This is a genomic window from Acinetobacter sp. EKM10A (assembly GCF_011075215.1).
Classification (GTDB): domain Bacteria; phylum Pseudomonadota; class Gammaproteobacteria; order Pseudomonadales; family Moraxellaceae; genus Acinetobacter; species Acinetobacter baumannii.
The window spans coordinates 593,007-610,655 of record NZ_JAALLK010000001.1; the positions used below are offsets into that span (position 1 = coordinate 593,007).

14 protein-coding genes are annotated in these 17,649 nt (G+C 38.8%); 9 read left to right on the plus strand and 5 right to left on the minus strand.

From position 1 onward, the window contains the following. Positions 1-54 precede the first annotated feature (54 nt). Complete coding sequence (locus tag G9371_RS02705; protein ID WP_000494374.1) at positions 55-1,245, plus strand: helix-turn-helix domain-containing protein; 1,191 nt, start codon at positions 55-57, stop codon at positions 1,243-1,245. On the opposite strand, the gene G9371_RS02710 is transcribed toward G9371_RS02705, so the two are convergent. After that, positions 1,242-2,210 carry an alpha/beta hydrolase gene (locus tag G9371_RS02710; RefSeq protein WP_029424701.1) on the minus strand — a complete coding sequence of 323 codons (969 nt, stop codon included), beginning with the start codon at positions 2,208-2,210 and terminating at the stop codon, positions 1,242-1,244. The two genes, G9371_RS02705 and G9371_RS02710, sit on opposite strands and share 4 nt — an antisense overlap. A gap of 194 nt (positions 2,211-2,404) precedes the next feature. Next, complete coding sequence (gene mdh / locus G9371_RS02715) at positions 2,405-3,577, minus strand: iron-dependent methanol dehydrogenase (RefSeq protein WP_029424702.1); 1,173 nt, start codon at positions 3,575-3,577, stop codon at positions 2,405-2,407. 230 nt (positions 3,578-3,807) lie between these two features. Between mdh and G9371_RS02720 the strand changes: the two genes are divergently transcribed. Together G9371_RS02720 and G9371_RS02725 are read left to right on the plus strand one after the other, a co-directional pair. Next, positions 3,808-5,520 carry an AAA family ATPase gene (locus G9371_RS02720; RefSeq protein ID WP_029424703.1) on the plus strand — a complete coding sequence of 571 codons (1,713 nt, stop codon included), beginning with the start codon at positions 3,808-3,810 and terminating at the stop codon, positions 5,518-5,520. Between the two features lie 43 nt (positions 5,521-5,563). Further along, positions 5,564-5,923 carry a 5-carboxymethyl-2-hydroxymuconate Delta-isomerase gene (locus G9371_RS02725; RefSeq protein WP_002132229.1) on the plus strand — a complete coding sequence of 120 codons (360 nt, stop codon included), beginning with the start codon at positions 5,564-5,566 and terminating at the stop codon, positions 5,921-5,923. Between the two features lie 121 nt (positions 5,924-6,044). Here G9371_RS02725 and thiM read toward each other — a convergent pair whose 3' ends face one another. The 3 genes from thiM to G9371_RS02740 all read right to left on the minus strand — a co-directional run bounded on the left by thiM (position 6,045) and on the right by G9371_RS02740 (position 8,472). Beyond that, entirely contained in the window at positions 6,045-6,872 is an 828-nt protein-coding gene (gene thiM / locus G9371_RS02730; protein WP_029424704.1) for a hydroxyethylthiazole kinase, read from the minus strand. A 33-nt stretch (positions 6,873-6,905) separates the two neighbouring features. Beyond that, positions 6,906-8,063 (minus strand): hypothetical protein, encoded by a 1,158-nt coding sequence (locus G9371_RS02735; RefSeq protein ID WP_029424705.1) that lies wholly within the window; start codon positions 8,061-8,063, stop codon positions 6,906-6,908. Positions 8,064-8,214: 151 nt separating this feature from the next. Beyond that, entirely contained in the window at positions 8,215-8,472 is a 258-nt protein-coding gene (locus tag G9371_RS02740) for a hypothetical protein (RefSeq protein ID WP_029424706.1), read from the minus strand. A 318-nt stretch (positions 8,473-8,790) separates the two neighbouring features. On the opposite strand from G9371_RS02740, the gene pepN reads away from it, so the two are divergent. From pepN to G9371_RS02770, 6 genes are all read left to right on the plus strand, one after another. Next, on the plus strand, positions 8,791-11,397 hold the full coding sequence (pepN, locus tag G9371_RS02745; protein WP_029424707.1) for an aminopeptidase N: 2,607 nt from the start codon (positions 8,791-8,793) through the stop codon (positions 11,395-11,397). Positions 11,398-11,946: 549 nt separating this feature from the next. Further along, positions 11,947-12,477, plus strand: coding sequence for a spore coat U domain-containing protein (locus G9371_RS02750; protein WP_000750672.1), 531 nt, complete (start codon positions 11,947-11,949; stop codon positions 12,475-12,477). 72 nt (positions 12,478-12,549) lie between these two features. Further along, complete coding sequence (locus G9371_RS02755; protein ID WP_029424708.1) at positions 12,550-13,254, plus strand: molecular chaperone; 705 nt, start codon at positions 12,550-12,552, stop codon at positions 13,252-13,254. A 9-nt stretch (positions 13,255-13,263) separates the two neighbouring features. Further along, the gene (locus G9371_RS02760; RefSeq protein WP_000873967.1) at positions 13,264-15,723 is read left to right on the plus strand and encodes a fimbria/pilus outer membrane usher protein; all 2,460 of its coding nucleotides are present in this window, start codon (positions 13,264-13,266) and stop codon (positions 15,721-15,723) included. Next, the gene (locus G9371_RS02765) at positions 15,714-16,733 is read left to right on the plus strand and encodes a spore coat U domain-containing protein (RefSeq protein ID WP_165471251.1); all 1,020 of its coding nucleotides are present in this window, start codon (positions 15,714-15,716) and stop codon (positions 16,731-16,733) included. Before G9371_RS02760 ends, G9371_RS02765 begins: the two co-directional genes overlap by 10 nt. Positions 16,734-16,959: 226 nt before the next feature. After that, positions 16,960-17,646, plus strand: coding sequence for a glutathione S-transferase family protein (locus tag G9371_RS02770; protein ID WP_029424710.1), 687 nt, complete (start codon positions 16,960-16,962; stop codon positions 17,644-17,646). Positions 17,647-17,649: the final 3 nt, after the last annotated feature.

The following is a 17,649-nucleotide window of genomic DNA, read 5'->3' on the forward strand; positions in this document are numbered from 1 at the left end:
AAGAAGGTTGGAGAAAGGTTGGAATAGAAATGTGAATATATAAGGAATTTACAAATGTTCACAAAAAAGGATTTATTGCAGCAACGGATGTTGATTGATCAACTGCGCACGCAAAATAGTCTCTCTCCTCAGAACGCTGCCAAACTCGGCCAAAGTATTGCAAGCTCGTGGGAACGATCAGCTTCTGCTGCGATTCCTAAAGAACGATTTGCAGCACCTCTACTTGAAAGAAAATCTGCTTCACAAAATGCTTTAGATCTGGCACTAAGCCAGTGTGCTGATGACTTACGTCATATTGCAGAGCAATCTTCTATGGTCATTGCTGTGGGTGACATCGGTAGTACCATTATCTGGACAGCCTCAAGTGCTCAAATGCAGAGTGCTGCTGAACGTGTACATTTTGTACAAGGTGGTCAATGGCGTGAAGAATTTGTAGGTACGAATGCATTGGCGTTATCTTTAAAAACTCAACAATCAAGCTGTGTTTTTTCCAATGAACATTATATGGAGTCGATTCACGATTGGGTTTGTTATGCAGCACCCATTATCGATCCATACTCAAAGCAAACCTTGGGTGTGGTAGATTTATCAACCACATGGAAAAACCATAATACCTTGGGTATTTTGGCCGCTGAGCGTTGTGCCTCCATTATTCAATCTGCCTTGTTAGAACAACAGCGCCAGCACTTACACATCCGGGCATTTTCGACGCCGCAAGTCAAATTTAACGGCAAAAGTTTATTATTGACGCCGCGTCAAATTGAAATTTTAACGATATTGGCACTATGTCCACATGGTTTAACCTTAGAGCATCTCTATCAGGCACTTTATGGTGAGCGTAAAGTAAGCATGGGTACGCTTAAAGCTGAAATGTCTCAACTGCGAGATATATTGGGAGGTTTGCTTGGTTCACGTCCATATCGGTTACTTGTGCATGTTGAGGCCGATTTTTTACAAGCTGAACAAGCGCTTGATGCTGGATATGTCGCCTCTGCATTGCAGCTTTATACGGGCGTATTTCTGGCAAAAACCGAAAGTCCGTTTCTGTGTGCATGGCGTGACTGCCTTGAGTCGCGCTTAAGTGATGCGATTTTTAAAACACAAGAAACAGATTTATTACTTAAGCATTTAGCTCATTTCCCTGAAGCAATCGATGCGGTAGAACGTCTTATGGAGTTATTACCGAGTGAACATCCTGCGCATCAATTGCTAGTGAAATATATTGACTCACCTAAGCTAAGTTAGGTGACTTTTTGATCCAGCCATTGGAATAGTTGCTGATAGACTTGTTCCCGTACTGGCTGGGCCGAAAGGACTAAATCGTGTAAACCATTGTGAATAGAGACAACTGAGACATCGCCTTTCATTTTTTTCCCAAATTTAGCAATGTCTTTAACGTCTAAAATGACATCGCTTTGAGTTGCATCGGGTCCCCATTTGCGTGGGTTTTTAGTTTGGTGCGAATGCATAATCAGGGCTGGAATATTCAATTTAACACCGCGGTGAATTTCTTTTTGCGCAGTATGAATTGCATGTACAAAGCTGAGTTGAACTGTCGGGGCAGAGGTTGGTTTCCAATCGAGGTTGAAATCCCATTCACCTTTAAGCTGCTTATGAAGACTGGTGGTGTACCATTTGTTCAGTTGGCTTGGAAATTTAACTTTTGGCAGATATTTTCCTACTCGACTGAGCATTGGAATACCAAACTTCTTTTCGACTAAGCTTAAATTAAAATCGTAAAACGGACTATTCGCCCAGAGTGCTTTAATGAGGGGATGATCAGGATGATGCGCAGCATAAAGCGTTGCCGTTAAGCCGCCTGTTGAGTGACCTGCAAGTAAAACTTGTGTATGTTTTTCTTGGCCAATAATCTCTAATGCTTGAGTAATTTCGGCCTCATATTCATTTAAATCGAGCACATTATAGAAAATTTGATGAGGCAGTTTTGAGCGGCCATATTTTCTTAAATCGAGTGCATAGAAGTCATAACCATGGGCATTAAATTGCTCGGCCATTTCGGTTTGAAAGAAATAATCTAAAAAACCATGAATATAAAGTACCGCTTTTTGAGTTGGTTGAGTGGCTTTTTTACGAACTAAGGTGGCTACAACTTTACCTTCATAATCATCTGGAAAGTTGAGCGTTAGCTGCTCATAGCCGGCACCTAAAATATCTGGGGCATAATTGTGTTTAGCTGTAGATGTATTCATTTTTATCGAGCTATTGTCATTAAGTCATGTTGAGTATCCTTCAATGAAATGGGCAAATTGTCAATCAGGTTTAGAGAAGGTTGGAGTATAGGTTTTAAAAAAAGGGAATACCGCTGGAGCTAAGTATTCCCCAAAAAGTAAGTCAACGGTCGGAGGGATTTGACTTACTACAGGAACATAGCGTTACATCAGTATTAAAGTGCTGCTTTGAAAATCTCTACAACTTGTGCATGGTTTGCTTTACGAGGGTTGGTGAGCATACATGCATCTTTTTGAGCATTTTCGGCCATAACCGCGAGGTCTTCGGTTTTTACGCCCAGTTCTGTTAGGCCAGATGGGATACCAATTGAAGAAGACAGTTTGCGAATGGCATCAATTGCAGCATACGCAGCTTCTGTTACGCTGAGACCGTGGGTATTTACACCCATTAATTCTGCGATTTTTGCATAACGATCTGGACAAGCAATTAAGTTAAATTCACAAACATGTGGTAGTAAGATTGCGTTACATACACCATGAGGTAGGTTGTAGAACCCGCCCAACTGGTGTGCCATTGCATGAACATAACCTAAAGATGCATTGTTAAATGCCATACCAGCCAAGTACTGCGCATAGCTCATCGCATCACGAGCTTCGATGTTTTCGCCATTTGCGACAGCAGGTTGTAACCATTGACTAATCATGGTGATTGCTTTTTCAGCACAAGCATCGGTAATTGGGTTTGCTGCTGTAGAAACATATGCTTCAACTGCATGGGTTAATGCATCCATACCTGTTGCAGCGGTTAAACCTGCCGGTTTTGCAATCATGAGTTTCGGGTCATCGATCGCAATAAGTGGAGTACAACGCCAGTCCACAATAGCCATTTTTACATGAGTATCTGTATTGGTAATAATACAGAAACGGGTCATTTCAGATGCCGTACCAGCCGTTGTATTCACTGCAATTAATGGCGTCATTGGGACTTTACTTTTATCGATGCCTTCGTAGTCACGAATATGACCACCACCCGCAGTCACTAAGCCAATCCCTTTTGCACAGTCATGAGATGAGCCGCCGCCTAACGACACAATAAAGTCACAGCCATTTTCGTTATAGGCATTCACACCGTTGTGGACATTAATATCGGTTGGGTTAGGTTCCGCGCCCGGGAAAATATGGCTCGCTACGCCTGCTTCGGTTAAATAGCTTGCGATAAGATCTGCAACGCCAAATTTAAATAGCCCTTCATCGGTCACAATTAATGCTTTTTTTGCGCCGAGGTTCTGCGCCTTTGTTCCAATTTCTTTGGCACATCCTGGTCCAAAGAGTGATACGCAAGGAATATAAAAACCGTTTGTTTGATCTGCAATATTTTTAAAAGCCATGGAGTGATTCCTTTTTCCATAAATCCATTGTTTGTTATTACAGGTGAGCCTCACCATGGCCTTAGTATTGTGATGTGTAGATTATTTTCCTACCTACCAAAAACCTACCAATTACCAACTTGATATTAGCTATTGATTTATATTGTTTTTATAGAAAATTTGGCTCATTCATTTAAATTTTTCGGGAAAATCGTTAAGCTATGGGCTGTTGAAGATGTACATATGAGATTATGAAACAGGAAACTGCACTTAAACTGCTAAAAGCAGGTGAAAATGTCTTTTTAACCGGTTCGGCTGGTGCAGGGAAAACCTATACACTCAATCAGTACATCCATTATTTAAAAGCGCGTAAAGTACCTGTAGCGATTACAGCGTCTACTGGTATTGCTGCAACGCATATGAATGGCATGACCATTCATACATGGGCTGGTATTGGCATCAAAGATCATCTAACTGACGATGACTTGAAACGCATGAAAGAGCGTAAATATCTCAAGGAACACCTTGAAAACGCGCAAGTTCTTGTGATTGATGAAATCTCAATGCTCCATGCGAAGCAGCTTAATCTGGTCAATCAGGTTTTAAAATATTTTAAAGAAAGTGATGAAGCATTCGGTGGCATTCAAGTGATTGTGGCTGGAGATTTCTTCCAGTTGCCACCTGTAGGCCGTAATGGTGAAGCCAATCGTGACAAGTTCTGTTTTATGTCTGATGCATGGGTCGAAGCCAAATTTCGGGTATGTTATTTAACAGAACAACACCGCCAAGATGATGAAATTCTGAATCAGATATTAAATGCGATTCGTGCGCAAAGTATTCAAACCGAGCATTTGCAAGCTTTGCATCAATCCCGTACTCATGACATTGGCGAAACCTTTACTCGTCTTTATACACATAACATGGATGTCGACAATATCAATTATCAGCACTTAAATGAAATTGATAATGAAGGACATCAATTTAATGCGGTTTTAGATGGTAATGAAAAGTTATTAGAAACTTTGAAATCTTCAGTTCGTGCTCCGGAAGAACTCACACTTAAAAAACATGCCAAAGTGATGTTTGTAAAAAACAACTTTGATATGGGTTATATCAACGGAAGTTTAGGTGAGGTGATCGGTTTTGAAGAAGATGACGAAAATGGGTTATTGCCAAAGGTAAAATTAACCGATGGTACAACTTTGCTGGTAGCGCCTGAAACATGGTCAATTGAAAATGAAGCAGGAAAAGTCATTGCAAGTTTCCAGCAAATTCCACTTCGTTTGGCGTGGGCGATTACCATTCATAAAAGTCAAGGTATGACTTTGGAAGCTGCCGAAATTAACCTGATGCATACCTTTGAAAAAGGGCAAGGTTATGTTGCGCTCTCACGTTTGAAGTCTTTAACAGGGTTAAAATTATTAGGTTTTAATGAACAAGCTTTGGAGTTAGATAGTCTGGCTGTAAAAGCTGATCGCCGTTTTCAAGAACTTTCTAAAGAAGCCGAAGATAATTTTGCTAATGTCGATTTAACGGCTCAACATAAAGCCTTTATTCGTCATTGTGGTGGAACCTTAAATGAAACTGAAATTTCAAGAAATGAGAAAAAACTAGCGAAAGGCGAGAAGCAAAATTACGCCTCAGCGACTTTGGATGAAACTCGTGCATTGTTTGAAGAAGGCTACGAAATTGAAGATATTGCACATGAACGTGGTCTAACACCTGCAACCATTATTAATCACTTGGCTCGACTGCATAAAGAACAAAACCTAGATATTTCGGTTGCCCATCCTGGTGAAGAAGTGGTCGAAGAAGTGCGTAAAATTTATAAGAAGTTGAAAAAACGCCAAAATCCGGATCATTTTTCTGATGATGGTTCGATCAAACTAAGACCAATTGTTGAAGCAACCAGCCCTCGAATGGGATATGATCAGGTTCGATTAGCTTTATTATTTATTGAATAAAGTTTAATTGGCTTAATGACTTATTATATAAATTGAGGTGGCTATGCCGCACGTTGTAGTTGATTATTCAGATAACTTAACTGGACTAAATGCAAAACAATTACTTGAAGAAATTAATACCACGCTCATTGAAACAGAGCTATTTAGTCCAGAAGACATTAAAAGCCGTGCGCGTAAAGATGATGTTTTCCTAATAGGCTTAGGGGCTGATCAAGCTTATATTCATGCAAAGGTCTATATTTTGTCTGGAAGAACGGCTGAACAAAAACAGCTTATGGGTGAGCAGTTATTAGCGGCGCTTAGCAACAAAAAATATCTACAACAAGGGTTTAATAAAGAAATTCAATTGTGCGTTGAGCTTGTTGATATGCCGAGAGAAGATTATTTCAAACAAGTTGTATAACTCTAAAAAGCGCAATTTCGATCAAGAATAGCAATGAGTACTATGTAAAAGTAGTCTGATCTTATTACCGACATCTACTTACTTTTAAAGTGAGTCTAGTGTAATTCAGGCATAGTTTAGGTTATGCCTGTTTATTTAAAAGTTTGATATCTGCGTATTGCTCAATCAGATTAGCATCTAACATATGGATATAATCCATAAATATGCTACTAAAACTACCCATCGTTTGAGCTTGATTTGCAGCAAGTTTACCTGCAATTGCAAAATGAATATGAGCTGAAAGAGCTGCAATGGTTGGTGTCGTCACGGCGCTATATGCAGCAATTAATGCACCCAAAGCGCAGCCAGTTGCAGTAATTTTGGGTTGTAACGGGCTTCCACCATTTACTTGAATTACAGCATCAACTTCGTTAGACAAAATATAATCTGATTCACCTGAAATAGCGATACAGCTTGCATGTGTTAAGAGCGACAAAGCTTGCTGATAAGCTTGGTCACTGCTTAAAGTGCTGTCTACACCTTTTGATTGAACCTGATTGCCTGCAAGCGTACTGATTTCTGAGGCATTACCACGTATAACGCTTGGCTTGAACTGTAAAAGCTCGTCTGTCATTTGACTACGCCAAGCTAATATTGGTCCATAGCCTACCGGATCGAGTACCCAAGGAACATTGTTAAGCTGTGCGGTCTTGGCAGAGATTTGCATGGCTTGCATTTGCTCTGAAGTCGGTGTGCCTAAATTAATGCTTAAAGCCGCTGAAATTTTGGTAAAGCTTTCTGCTTCATAAGGATTATCAATCATGGCAGGTGAAGCACCGGAAGCAAGTAATACATTGGCGGTGTAGTTGGCAGCAACGCTGTTGGTAATACATTGTACCAGCGGCGTTTTTGCCTGCATGTTTTGCCAAGCTTCAATCATCTGTTCAATGAGGTTGGATGTCGAAGTCATCTGATAATCCTTATTAAGCCAGAGATAAGAAAGTTAACGGGTAAAATAGTGATCTTGATGTTTGCAATTTTGGCAAATCAACGACACATAATCTGCTGCATCATAGTCCACGCTTAGATCATTTGAACCACAGTACATACAACGTTTAACCGAGTAAAAGTTTAAACGAGGTTCGATTTTTCGCCATGCTTTCCATACAGGTTGTACAAATATCTGTTCGTCATAACCTAAAAAGCGGTTAAATAATATATGGCTCATTTTACTGTAAGGAATATTGTAAGGGCGTGGCAACATCGAAGTTTCCCACTTTTCAGCCAAAGCTCGTTCCCGATATTGCTCTAAAGTTTTCTTTAATAGATTAGTATTAATAAACTTTTCATTTCGTGGCTGTAGTGCCTTTTGTTTATAAAGATATTCAAGTGCAGTCTGAATAAGATAATAAATTTGACCAATCGCCAATGAGTCCATTAAACGGTAGCAAAAGGCTTGAAAATTAGAGCTTCCTGCAATTTGGATACCCCAAGTTCGGCAATAGAACTGAGAGAACTGAATAATTTCTTGATAGAGCACCTGAAACAGCACGTCTTTCACTTCATCGGCACTACGAAATGGAATACCAAGACTTAGGTTTTCATAGAACCAGTGGCGTAGTTGCTGAGCTACACTAAATAAACTCGGGTCGCTATAACCATCTAGACGAATATTTAAATAAAAGCACTGTGGTTCATCGGTTTGATCTTGTGCATTTAAAATCCCATCTTTATGAAGCTGTTTAATGAGATGGTTCTGGAACATCCAGTTAGGGGTAATCGGCTGATATTTTATCTGGTCCCAATGAATGTATTCATCATGTGCAATGTCATCACGAGCATAGTCATCAAGTAGGCTGAGTAAAAAAAGTTTATGTAAAAAACTTAGTTGTTCCAGACTGCGCTGAGGTTGGTCTTTTGACTTAAACTGGCGTTGTTCTTGTAAACGAGTTTGTTGTAAAAGTTTTTTCCGTTGTTTAGTGCATGTTTCACAATGACAAGTCATTTTTGTGTCTTTAAATACACGGTGTTGGCAATGGCTACATTCATGAAATTGAACGTCTTGCTCAAATTGTTCGGCATCTACCCAGTACATCGACGCTTGGCAGAGAGGGCAATGGCTACTTTCATCTAGCTGTTTTTGTAGAATTTGTAAGGCCATTTCGCTCCGAACGTTTAAATTAATCATGACTGACCTATTATACACAGCCGCATTGCCGATAGATGAGATTGTCTTTTTGTTTGATGCAAAAATAGAAAACCTAAAGTCTTTGTTTTGACTTTAGGTTTTTATAAGAGGTTAAAAGTTAAGATTAAACAGGGCACGGCAAGGTCTCATCATTTTGTCCAAGTTTTTTGGCATTGATCAGTGCCTGCACTTTTTTATTTGGTAATTTCACTTTACCTAAGGCGTCATACGTATTAACGATAGTGGTTACCTCCTGAGCAGTCATTGAAATACCTTCGGCAGACAAGAACACGGCAATTACATGGTGGTCGAGTCCTGCTGCATTTAGATCATGAATCGCTTTAATGTTTTCTAGTCGATGTAAATAAGCTTTTAATTCCATAGTGAGTTCCTCTTATTCTGATTGAAATACTTATACTGGTATATTGGATAAGGCAAGAACCATGCCCAAAATGTAAGCAGCTCCTCAAAAATGTTAAAAGCGAAAGGAGTTTTATTTTTATTGTATAGATTGATTATATAAGCAGCGATTATCGTAAATTTGGTCTAATCTGTGCTAATAAAAGACGATTCTAATTTGAAATGTATAAATGAAGTCCCATTAATTTTATAAAGGTAAACAAACACAGTATGTATGAATGTGTATGATCAAGTTCATAAAATTCGTACTACGGTTTCCAAAAGTATATAAGGAATAAAGATGAATATTGCGGCGCAGCCTCCAGTTCAGGCAGATCAAACAGTTTATTTAAAAGATTATCAAAAACCTGCGTTCTTGGTTGAATCAATTAATCTTGATATTCAAGTCTATGACGATAAAACAATTGTTGATTCAACATTAGTCATGAAGCGTCAAACTGCTGGAGACTTGGTGCTACTGGGCCGTGATCTTGAGTTGCAATCTATTCAGCTCAATGGCCAAGATATTACTCCTGCACAATATTCACTCGATAGTGAACAACTGGTGATCACTGATGCACCAGATGAAGTCATTTTACAAACTCAAGTGATTATTCACCCGGAAACCAACACTCAGCTTGAAGGTTTATATAAAGCTGGCGACTTATTTGTAACGCAAAATGAGCCTGAAGGTTTCCGTAAAATTACGTTCTATCCAGACCGTCCAGACGTACTTTCAGTTTTTACTACACGTGTAGAAGCAGACAAAAAATATCCGGTTTTACTTGCGAATGGTAACTTGCTTGAAACAGGTGAAGTTGGTGAAAACCGTCACTTTGCGATCTGGCAAGACCCGACTAAAAAGCCAAGCTATTTGTTTGCTTGTGTGATTGGTGATTTAGCTGTATTGAAAGACCGCTATACGACTTCGGAAGGACGTGATGTCGCTTTAGAAATCTATGCCATTGAGAAAGACATTCCAAAATGCCATATCGCAATGGAAGCATTAAAGCATTCTATGCACTGGGATGAAGAGCACTATGGCCGTGCCTATGATCTCGACAACTATATGATTGTGGCGGTGAGCCAGTTCAACATGGGTGCCATGGAAAATAAAGGTTTAAATATCTTTAACACCTCATGCGTACTTGCCGATGAAGAATACACAACTGACGCAGCGATTATGCGTGTACAATCTGTGATTGCCCATGAATATTTCCATAACTGGACAGGAAACCGTATTACTTGTCGTGACTGGTTCCAGTTGTGCTTAAAAGAGGGTCTAACTGTATTCCGTGATCAGTCTTTCTCGGAAGATTTACAATCTGCTGCGGTTCAACGTATTGATGATGTCGCTGTTCTTAAATCACATCAATTCCCAGAAGATGCAGGTCCTTTGTCGCATCCTCCACGCCCAGACCACTTTGTCGAAATTAATAACTTCTATACAGCGACTGTTTATGAAAAAGGTGCGGAAATTAACCGCATGATGTCGACATTACTGGGTAAAGAAAAATTCCGTCAGGGAACGGATGAATATTTCCGTCGTCATGATGGACAAGCCGTAACTGTTGAAGACTGGGTTGCTGCACTCTCTGCAGGTTCAGGTGTTGATTTATCTGCATTCTTAACTTGGTATAACCAACCAGGTACACCAAAGCTTGAAGCGAAAGGTGAATATGATGCAGCAGCGCAAACTTATCGTCTAAGCTTTAAACAAAGCCTAAAAGCGCATCCGAAATATCCAAACTTAAAAGCTGTCCCAATTCCTGTAGCGTTGGCATTATTTAATGCTAAAACAGGAGAGCAATATACGCTCCATAGCGAAAGCCTATTTGTAAATGGTGTTAAAGATGGTGTGTATTTGTTTGACCAAGACGAGGCAGCTATTGAGTTTACAGGAGTAACTGAGCAACCTGTTGTTTCACTACTACGTAATTTCTCTGCACCTGTAAATCTGGTATTTGATTACAGTGATGAAGAATTAGCATTCTTAATTCAACATGAAACAAATGGTTTTAACCAATGGCAAGCAACACAAACCTTGCTTGAACGTATTTTGTTAGAAGATCACTCTGCGGATACCTATATTCAAGCTATTCAAAGCACATTGCCTGAATTAGTTGGTCGTGATCCACTTTTAGCATCGCGTTTGTTTGATGTACCAACTGAAGGTTATTTAGGTAGCCGTATTGATCAAAACTATGCACCAGCCGATATTCATGTAAAACGTGAAGCCTTACTCAATCGTTTGGCTCAAGAGTTGGGGTCGTTCTGGAAAGATACGTACCTTACACTGGACCCTGACTTGCAAAAAGAATTTTCTTTAGCGATGGGTGTACGTGCATTAAAGAACATTATGCTCATGATGATGGCGCGTCAGGGTGACCAAAGTGCATTTGAATTAGCTTATAAGCAATATCAAAGCACGGGGAATATGTCTGAACGTTTAGGTGCGCTGCGTGTACTAGTGTGGCAAAGTGCGCCTCAAGCACAAGAAGCCCTAGCTGATTTCTATAACCGCTTTAAAGACGAAGCATTGTCTTTGGACCAATGGTTTATGATTCAGGCGGCAAACCCAAATGCTACAGTTGAGACAATTGAATATCTAACTCAGCATCCTGATTATGACTTAACCACACCAAACCGTATTCGCGCCGTGAGTGGTGGTTTGTCAAATAACCCTGAAAATACATGGGGCTTTGGTGTAGCTCACTTTATTAATCTTGCAGAATATCTGGACGAGAAAAACCCGATTTTAGGTTCACGCTTATTACAGGTGTTATCTCGCTGGTACACGCTTGCCGAACCTCAGCGCACTCAAGTGCAACAGGCTTTACAAGCATTGCAGCCTAAAGTGAAATCTAAAAACGTTTCTGAAACTTTAAATAGTATGCTGAGCGTTTAATAATATTTAAGCATATTGAATAGAGGCCTCTTGAGGGGCCTTTATTTTTATATAATTAACTAAATCAAAAAAATATAAAGAAATAGGAATTATATCTCAATTAATAATTAATGATTTATTTTAAATATATCTTTTAATTATTCTTAAAAATAGAGACTACTTATCGATTAATTAGAAAAATATTTTAAATTATTCTATAAATTTTATTTTTATACTTATAATTTTTGCTAAAAATATTGAAATATTTATTTAAATTTTTTCTAAATTATTTTATTGGTATTTAATTAAATTAATAAAAATCAATTATTTGTTTTTTTGTATTGTTAATGAATTGTTAATGAAGGGTTAGAATGGGTAATTGTATTTTATTAATTGAAAATTGAAATAAAAACATACTCATACAATTTAAATTTTTTTATGTATGATGCCAAAAATAGAGTAAAAAATATAAGCTTTAAAAGAGCAGTCGAATAAAAGTGATTGTAATGGTGAAGATTAATTTTTTTACATCTATTAATTCCAACAATTTAATGTAAAAAGGTTTTAACCATGAAAAAGACTTTTTTTTATTTATCAGCATTTGCTGTAGGATTATCTTCTCTCAATGCAGCCAATGCCGCTACAGCAACAGGCACCTTGACGGTTAGAGCTACAGTAACAAATAGCTGTGTCCTGAATACCTCAGCTACTGGTACGACAGCTAATGCAGTTCTAGACTTTGGCACCTTAAGTTCTCTGGCTGGTAATGTAGACGCAGATACTACGACTACTGGTGGTACTCCAATTAGGGTGTTGTGTAACAACACAGTGCCATGGACTTTGTCATTTGATGGTGGACAAAATGTTCTATCAACTCAACGTCGTATGATTGGTGGCGCGTCTACTACAGAATATATTCCTTATAACCTTTACTCTGACACAGGACGTGCTACGGCTATTGGAGTTGCAACAACTGCTTATAGTGGAACAGGCACGGGTAATGTCCAGACAGTTAACGTGTATGGCCGTATCCCTGCTGGTACAACTTTACCAAGTGCAGGTAGCTATGTTGACACTGTGACAGTCACAGTAACTTATTAAATTTTATAAATTATAAATATAGTTAGCCCTTTAAAAGGGCTAATACTTTAGAAAGATATACTTGGGTTAATTATGAAAAAAAACATTTTTATTATTACGGGATTATTCTTATCTTTATCGAGCACTATTTATGCCGCTACAATTCGTCTTTCGCCTGTAACGGTGGAAATTTTAAGTAATCAAAGTGCTTCTTCGATTAGTTTATATAACCAGTCAAATGAAAGTACCGATTTACAGGTGCGTGTATTTGAGTGGAGTCAAAACAATGGACAGGATCAATTAACCCCTACGGATGAAATTGCGGTTAGTCCACCTTTTTTAAAATTACAACCTAATGACTCTTATAATTTACGTGTAGTGAGGGTTAATCCAACGCCAGTTTCTGGCGAAAAAACTTATCGTATTATTATTGATGAGCTGCCAAAACCTATGGATAGCCGCAAAGTTAGTCAAGGTGTAAATGTCTTACTTCGCTCATCATTACCTGTATTTGTAGTGAATAAAGATGCGATTACTCAACTAAATTGGAAAATTGATAATAGTCAAAAAACCCCTTCTTTAAATATCAGCAATATTGGAAACAGGCATGCACTTTTAAATGACTTAAAACTTGTAGATCTAACAGAAAATAAGAGTTACTCCATTAAAGTAAATACAGTGAATGGTTATATTCTTGCAGAACAATCACGAAGCTATCCGATTAGTAATTTTTCATATCAGCCCGACCATAAATACAGTATTTCCTTAACAGTTAATGGTAAGAAAGTCACGCTATAAGAGGCTTATATGAAATATATTATAGGTGTCTTATGTGTTACATATCTTCCTGCATATGCTTTTGCTGAACAGTTACAGGACAATACGAATGTGCCGGTTCCAAGTATTCCGGATACGATTGACAGCAAAAGTAAAAACACGCAGATAAAGATGAATGAACAGGAGCAAGATAATAACGTTGCACAGCTTTTTTTAAATATTTCTATTAATTCCAACCCTTCTGAGGATTTAGTAGCCGTAAGACAAGATCAAGATAAAAAATTATATATCCGTGCCCGTGACTTAAAAACTTTAAGACTAAAAATGGATGATTCCATTTCTGATAGCCAGTGGATTTGTCTTAATGAGCTTAAAGATATCCGGTTTAAATACTTGGAGAATGAGCAGTCTTTAAACTTACAAGTACCTCCTCACATGATGACAGGCTATTCGGTTGACTTAAAAGGGCAGCAGATCACCAGTCCGCAGCTACTTAAAATAAAGCCTTTAAACGCTGCAATCCTGAACTATAGCCTGTATCACACCATAACTAATGATGAGAATGTTTTCTCCGGTTCGGCAGAGGGAATTTTCAACAGTGCGATCGGTAACTTTTCGTCTGGTGTGTTATATAACGGAAATGATGAAAATAGTTATAGCCACGAAAAATGGGTACGTCTGGAAAGTAAATGGCAATATGTAGACCCTGAAAAGATCAGGATATATACCCTAGGGGACTTTATCTCCAATAGTTCGGATTGGGGCAGCAGCGTCCGCCTTGCAGGCTTTCAATGGTCGAGTGCCTATACTCAACGTGGCGATATTGTCACTTCGGCACTGCCACAATTCTCCGGTTCAGCCGCACTGCCTTCAACACTGGATTTATACGTTAACCAGCAAAAGATTTATTCAGGACTTGTCCCGTCAGGCCCTTTTGATATTAAACAGCTCCCGTTTATTTCCGGAAATGAGGTCACACTTGTAACTACGGATGCTACTGGTCGGCAGAGCATTACCAAAAAGCCTTACTATTTTTCATCCAAGATTCTGGCAAAAGGTATTAATGAGTTTTCAGTGGATGTTGGGGTTCCGCGCTATAACTATGGCCTATACTCGAACGATTATGACGATGCTACCTTTGCATCAGGGGCAATTCGATATGGTTACAGCAACTCATTAACCTTAAGCGGTGGGGTAGAGGCTTCAACAGATGGTTTGTCTAACATTGGAACAGGCTTTGCCAAGAACCTGTTCGGTATTGGAGTGATTAATGCTGATATTGCAGCAAGCCAGTATAAAGATGAAAACGGTTATTCTGCCTTGTTGGGTTTAGAAGGTCGGATTAGTAAAAATATTTCTTTTAACACCAGTTACCGCAAAATATTCGATAACTATTTTGATTTGGCACGAGTATCTCAGGTTCGATATTTAAAAGATAATCAGAGCGATGCTGAGTCACAAAACTACCTTAACTACAGTGCGTTGGCAGATGAAATTTTTAGGGCAGGAATTAACTATAACTTTTATGCAGGTTATGGGGCCTATCTGGGGTATAACCAGATTAAATATAGTGATAATCAATATAAACTACTATCGGCCAATTTAAGTGGAAGTCTGAACAAGAACTGGGGATTTTATACCTCTGCCTATAAAGATTATGAAAATCACAAGGACTACGGTATTTACTTTGCGCTGCGATATACACCTTCGAATAAATTCAATGCCATTACTAGTGTTTCTAGCGACAGCGGTAGATTGAGTTATCGACAAGAAATTTTCGGTTTGTCGGACCCGCAAATTGGGTCATTTGGATGGGGAGGCTATGTTGAGCGAGATCAGGATAACCACGACAACAATGCATCAATCTATGCCTCTTACCGTGCCCGTGCTGCTTATTTGGCAGGTCGCTATAACCGAATTGGAGATAACGATCAGGTTGCTCTTTCGGCAACGGGATCTTTGGTAGCTGCAGCAGGGCGGCTCTTTGCGGCCAATGAAATTGGAGATGGATATGCTGTTGTCACTAATGCAGGCCCGCAAAGCCAAATCTTAAATGGTGGAGTAAATTTAGGCTTTACGGATAAATCAGGGAGATTTTTGATTCCTAGTCTCATGCCATATCAAGAGAACCATATTTATTTAGATCCTTCATTCTTGCCTCTAAATTGGAGCGTTAACTCCACTGAACAAAAAACTGTTGTAGGTTATCGCCAAGGAACAATGATTGATTTTGGTGCACATCAGGTCATCTCAGGATTAGTGAAACTTGTTGATAAAAATAACTCACCGTTATTACCGGGGTATAGCGTTCAAATTAATGGACAGCAAGATGGAGTGGTTGGCTATGACGGTGAAGTGTTTATTTCAAACTTATTAAAACAAAACAAACTTGTAGTCGATCTTCTTGATCATGGCTCATGCCAAGTTGACTTTACCTATAACAGTAATCAGTACTCAACTAAAAAATTGGGACCTTATGTATGTCATTAAATTTTATGAATAAGGCTCAAATAGAGAGCTATAAAAAACTTCCACGGTCTTTAAAATACTTCATAGGCATTTGCTTAATTTATCTCGTTTATGCATTTTTTAGTCCTGCACAAGCTGCTTGCACGGTAAGCGGGACTACAAATAGTACTTTTAATTACACTGCAGCAAATATTAATAGTGATGCAACCGTAAACCTTTCAGGAACAATTACTTGTACGAATTTAGGACTTCCCCAGATTTCTAATTTTATGTGTATGAAAACCGTATTTACAGGAGCAACCACTGCGAATAATAGTGTGACTTTACCCTATACAGTTACTGCAACTGTAGGCGGGGCTGGCTCTTCTACTACCAACCAAACCTCCAATGTGTGGTATGGTCCAGTAGCAACAGTCGCATCAAATAATATTGTGAGTTACTCGGTAAATATAAAAGTACCAGCTCGAACGGGGTCTCTCATTGCATATCCTAAAGGAACCTATACGGCTTCGGTTCGGTTGTACTGGGATATGGATCTTTTGGGTTTGTCATGTGGCGATTTACTTGGTGACTGGGATTCTGGTGATACATTACTAACAGCAAACTTTGTGGTCCCAAGTCTGTGCCAATTAAACTCAACTTCAACTGTAGATTTCGGCAATATTAATGATATTGGTACGACTAAGCGTGATTACACAACTCAAGGAGCAGTGAATACTACCTGCAACTATGGAACACCTTATAGCATTTATTTAGGGGATGGCAATAATCGTATAGTTGGAGGTTTTAGGCGTATGACCAATGGCAATAATGATTATATTCCCTATCAGCTATATAAAGATTCTAATTATAGTACGGTATGGGATGCCACAGGAGGTGTAACCAATGTTGGTGGTTCAGGTGGAGTCTCAAAAACTGGTACAGGTAGCGCTCAAAGTACACCCGTTTATGGAAAAATTCCGCAAGGCACTTCCATTTCAACTAAACCGGGAAACTATTCTGATAGTGTTGTTGTGACAGTGACTTATTAATTTTAAGACTATACGTGGATCTTTTATTTCAATAGATCCGCGTAATTCCTTTGATATTGTCCAAAATAGTTTGAGTACAAAAAGAGAAAGTTAAAATATTCTCAGTTTTTGAAACTTGGTCGTCATCAAAAACAGTTTGACTTAAAAAGACATCCTGTATATTTAATAATTAGTTCCAAAAAGGAACTGAATAGTAAAACAGGCAATTAAAAATAAAGGTGAATAAATGTCGGATATTATTTTGCATCAATGGGAAATTTCTCCATTTTGCCAAAAAGTTGCAAGAGCTTTGAAATTTAAGGGAATCCCATACGAAACGATTAATTACAACGGCATTCTTGGAGCGAAAGTACCTTTGCTCAGTAAAGTGGGCAAAGTACCTGTTATTGACCATAAAGGGCAGCGTATACAAGACAGTACCCGCATCGCTCGCTACCTAGACGAAACTTTTCCGGATACACCTCGACTTTATCCCGAAGACGCAAATCAAAAAGCACTTGCAGAACTTTGGGAAGACTGGGCAGATGAATCACTCTATTTTTATGAAGTATATTTAAGGGTAAATGATTCGGAAGCTTTAGAAGAAGCAATTCGTATTAGCAATATTGGTCGCCCTGCATATGAAAAACCTATGGTGAAGGGTTTTATTTTAGCTGAACTAAAAACACAGCTTTTCTTTCAAGGCTTGGGCAGAATGAAGACTGAAAATGTTGAAGAAGAATTTATACGACACCTTGACCGTATTGAGCAGGTTTTATCACAAAGTGAATGGTTAGTGGATGAGAATCAAACGATTGCAGACATAGCTGTAGTTGCTCAACTTGGTGAAGTCATTCGTACAAGTAAGAAGTTTGGTAAGGAAATCTTGGATCGTCCATTTATGGCAGCATGGTATAAAAAACAAACAGGTTGAGAC

Bases quoted from the DNA above. Each gene is read 5' to 3' on its own strand.
- G9371_RS02705 (WP_000494374.1), top strand. From the start codon at position 55: ATGTTCACAAAAAAGGATTTATTGCAGCAACGGATGTTGATTGATCAA.
- G9371_RS02710 (WP_029424701.1), bottom strand. From the start codon at position 2,210: ATGAATACATCTACAGCTAAACACAATTATGCCCCAGATATTTTAGGT.
- mdh (WP_029424702.1), bottom strand. From the start codon at position 3,577: ATGGCTTTTAAAAATATTGCAGATCAAACAAACGGTTTTTATATTCCT.
- G9371_RS02720 (WP_029424703.1), top strand. From the start codon at position 3,808: ATGAAACAGGAAACTGCACTTAAACTGCTAAAAGCAGGTGAAAATGTC.
- G9371_RS02725 (WP_002132229.1), top strand. From the start codon at position 5,564: ATGCCGCACGTTGTAGTTGATTATTCAGATAACTTAACTGGACTAAAT.
- thiM (WP_029424704.1), bottom strand. From the start codon at position 6,872: ATGACTTCGACATCCAACCTCATTGAACAGATGATTGAAGCTTGGCAA.
- G9371_RS02735 (WP_029424705.1), bottom strand. From the start codon at position 8,063: ATGGCCTTACAAATTCTACAAAAACAGCTAGATGAAAGTAGCCATTGC.
- G9371_RS02740 (WP_029424706.1), bottom strand. From the start codon at position 8,472: ATGGAATTAAAAGCTTATTTACATCGACTAGAAAACATTAAAGCGATT.
- pepN (WP_029424707.1), top strand. From the start codon at position 8,791: ATGAATATTGCGGCGCAGCCTCCAGTTCAGGCAGATCAAACAGTTTAT.
- G9371_RS02750 (WP_000750672.1), top strand. From the start codon at position 11,947: ATGAAAAAGACTTTTTTTTATTTATCAGCATTTGCTGTAGGATTATCT.
- G9371_RS02755 (WP_029424708.1), top strand. From the start codon at position 12,550: ATGAAAAAAAACATTTTTATTATTACGGGATTATTCTTATCTTTATCG.
- G9371_RS02760 (WP_000873967.1), top strand. From the start codon at position 13,264: ATGAAATATATTATAGGTGTCTTATGTGTTACATATCTTCCTGCATAT.
- G9371_RS02765 (WP_165471251.1), top strand. From the start codon at position 15,714: ATGTCATTAAATTTTATGAATAAGGCTCAAATAGAGAGCTATAAAAAA.
- G9371_RS02770 (WP_029424710.1), top strand. From the start codon at position 16,960: ATGTCGGATATTATTTTGCATCAATGGGAAATTTCTCCATTTTGCCAA.